This is a genomic window from Microbacterium sp. Leaf351, from assembly GCF_001423825.1.
Taxonomy (GTDB): Bacteria; Actinomycetota; Actinomycetes; order Actinomycetales; family Microbacteriaceae; genus Microbacterium; species Microbacterium ginsengisoli.
This window is the reverse complement of sequence record NZ_LMPK01000002.1, coordinates 37,193-39,395: the sequence shown is the minus strand read 5'-3', so window position 1 is coordinate 39,395 and position 2,203 is coordinate 37,193. Positions and strand designations below refer to the sequence as shown.

The following is a 2,203-nucleotide window of genomic DNA, read 5'->3' as shown; positions in this document are numbered from 1 at the left end:
CCCCCGGATCCGCGGCGGCCAAGGCCCGCGAGGAGCGCCTGGCTCGAAAGGGGAAGGCGGTCGATTCCAGCGGTCGTGTCGTCTCGCTGGAGAAGTACGAGGCGGAGCAGCAGCGGCTGCTCGCCGAAGCCGAGCGCGCGAAGGCTGCAGCTCCCAAGCGCCAGCAGCCCATGGGCAAGCAGCGCGCGAAGAAGCAGGGCGGCTCCCCCGCCGGTCCGAAGCCGGGCGCGTCCTCCGGTGGCGACGCGACGCGTCCCGCCTGACGACCTCCCTCAACTCCCCTATCCGAAGGACTCTCGATGACGACGACCGCGAACTCCGACGACCTCCGCGACGAGGCGACCGTCGAGCAGCTCGAGCAGGAAGGTGACGCTGCTGCGGACTTCCTCGAGGGGCTGCTCGACATCGCCGACATCGACGGCGACCTCACCCTCGATGTGCGAAACGGTCGTGCATACGTGTCGGTCGAGGCATCGGACGCGTCCCTCGACGCACTCGCCGAGCCGGACACCGTTGCGTCGTTGCAGGAGCTGACCCGACTCGCGGTGCAGAACGCGACGGGTCGCTACTCCCGGCTCATCCTCGACATCGGCGGCTCCCGCGATGCGCGTCGCCGTGAACTCGAGTCCCTGGTCGAACGAGCCGCCGCCCGACTCGACGACGGCGCGTCGCAGGCATCCCTCCCGGCGATGTCGAGCTACGAGCGCAAACTCGTGCACGACATCGCCGCCGAGCGCGGGCTCACCTCCGAGTCCTACGGCGAGGGCGCCGCGCGTCACACGGTGCTGCGTCGCGCGTGAGTGTTTCACGTGAAACATCGCCACAGGGTGATGTGGAACGCGAGCCCGCGTATGCGACCGAGGTGTTCGGTGACGGGATCGGACGCGCGCGTCGGTTCGCCGGTTCGCTCGCCCGGGAGGGTGAGCTGCGAGGCCTTCTTGGTCCCCTCGAGAATGCGCGCCTCTGGTCGCGACATCTGCTGAACTGCGCGGCCGCGGCACCCCTGTTCGCGACGGGATCCGAAGTCGGGGACATCGGATCCGGGGCGGGTCTGCCGGGGATCGTCCTCGCGATCGCGCGCCCGGATGTCGCGTGGACTCTCATCGAACCGATGGAACGACGCGTGGCCTGGTTGTCAGAGCAGGTCGCCGACCTCGAACTGGAGCACGTGACCGTGCTCCGCGCGCGCGCCGAGGACGTTCCCCGAGAGTCCTTCGACGCGGTGACCGCGCGTGCGGTGAGCGCACTGAAGGGTCTTGTCCCTCTCGCGGCTCCGCTCGTACGCGACGGTGGAGAGCTGATCTTCCTCAAGGGCGCGTCGGTGGCGGCGGAGATCGACGCGGCCCGCAAGCAGCTCGCTGCTGCTCGCGTGTCGGACCCGCGGGTCGACACGGTCGGCGATGGTGTGCTCGAGGAACCGACGCGCGTCTTCCGGGGAACCGTGCGTCGTGCGCGAGCGTGATGTTTCACGTGAAACATCGCAAGGCCGCCGACGTGCGGTGTCGACCACGCGGCTACAGTGGACGGAGTGAGTGACGACATGACCGAGACCGAGGTGTTTCACGTGAAACATTCCCCCGCGTCGGATGACTCACCGCTCGACGACACGCCACTTGCTCGCGAACTGGCGGACCTGTCGACCCGCCGACGTGCGCTCGAGCACGCGTCGGTCACGCTTCCGACGGCGACCCGGATCATCACGGTGTCGAACCAGAAAGGGGGGGTCGGCAAGACGACCTCCGCGGTGAATCTGGCTGCGGCGCTCGCACACGTCGGCGCTCGCGTGCTCGTCATCGACCTCGATCCCCAGGGCAACGCCTCGACCGCGCTCGGAATCCCGCACTCGGCGGACACGCCCAGCATCTACGACGTGCTGATCGATGACTTCCCGCTCGCGGACGTGGTCCAGTCGAGTCCCGAATCCGACCTCCTGCAGTGCGCGCCGAGCACGATCCACCTCGCCGGCGCAGAGATCGAGCTCGTCTCGCTCGTCGCTCGCGAGCACCGACTGCGTACCGCGCTCGAGACCTACCTCGCTGCCACGACCGACGCTCCCCACTTCGTCATCATCGACTGCCCGCCCTCGCTCGGACTGCTCACGATCAACGCGTTCACCGCGGCATCCGAGGTGCTCATTCCCATCCAGTGCGAGTACTACGCGCTTGAGGGCCTCGGCCAGCTGATGGGCAGTGTCGAGATGATC

The 2,203-nt window shown here is 68.4% G+C and carries 3 protein-coding genes and 1 pseudogene; all 4 read left to right on the top strand.

What is annotated here, in order from left to right:
• Positions 1–263, top strand: a pseudogene (locus ASG00_RS16055) (membrane protein insertase YidC); the annotation flags it as partial.
• A gap of 36 nt (positions 264–299) precedes the next feature.
• Complete coding sequence (locus ASG00_RS00655; protein WP_056206134.1) at positions 300–800, top strand: Jag family protein; 501 nt, start codon at positions 300–302, stop codon at positions 798–800.
• Entirely contained in the window at positions 797–1,462 is a 666-nt protein-coding gene (gene rsmG, locus ASG00_RS00650) for a 16S rRNA (guanine(527)-N(7))-methyltransferase RsmG (RefSeq protein WP_045247901.1), read from the top strand. The genes ASG00_RS00655 and rsmG overlap by 4 nt, the downstream gene beginning before the upstream one ends.
• Before the next feature lie 78 nt (positions 1,463–1,540).
• On the top strand, positions 1,541–2,203 hold a 663-nt coding region (locus ASG00_RS00645), incomplete at its 3' end, for a ParA family protein (protein ID WP_235559039.1).

Excerpts from the sequence above, each read along its gene's own strand:
- ASG00_RS00655 (WP_056206134.1), top strand. The coding sequence starts at position 300 with ATGACGACGACCGCGAACTCCGACGACCTCCGCGACGAGGCGACCGTC.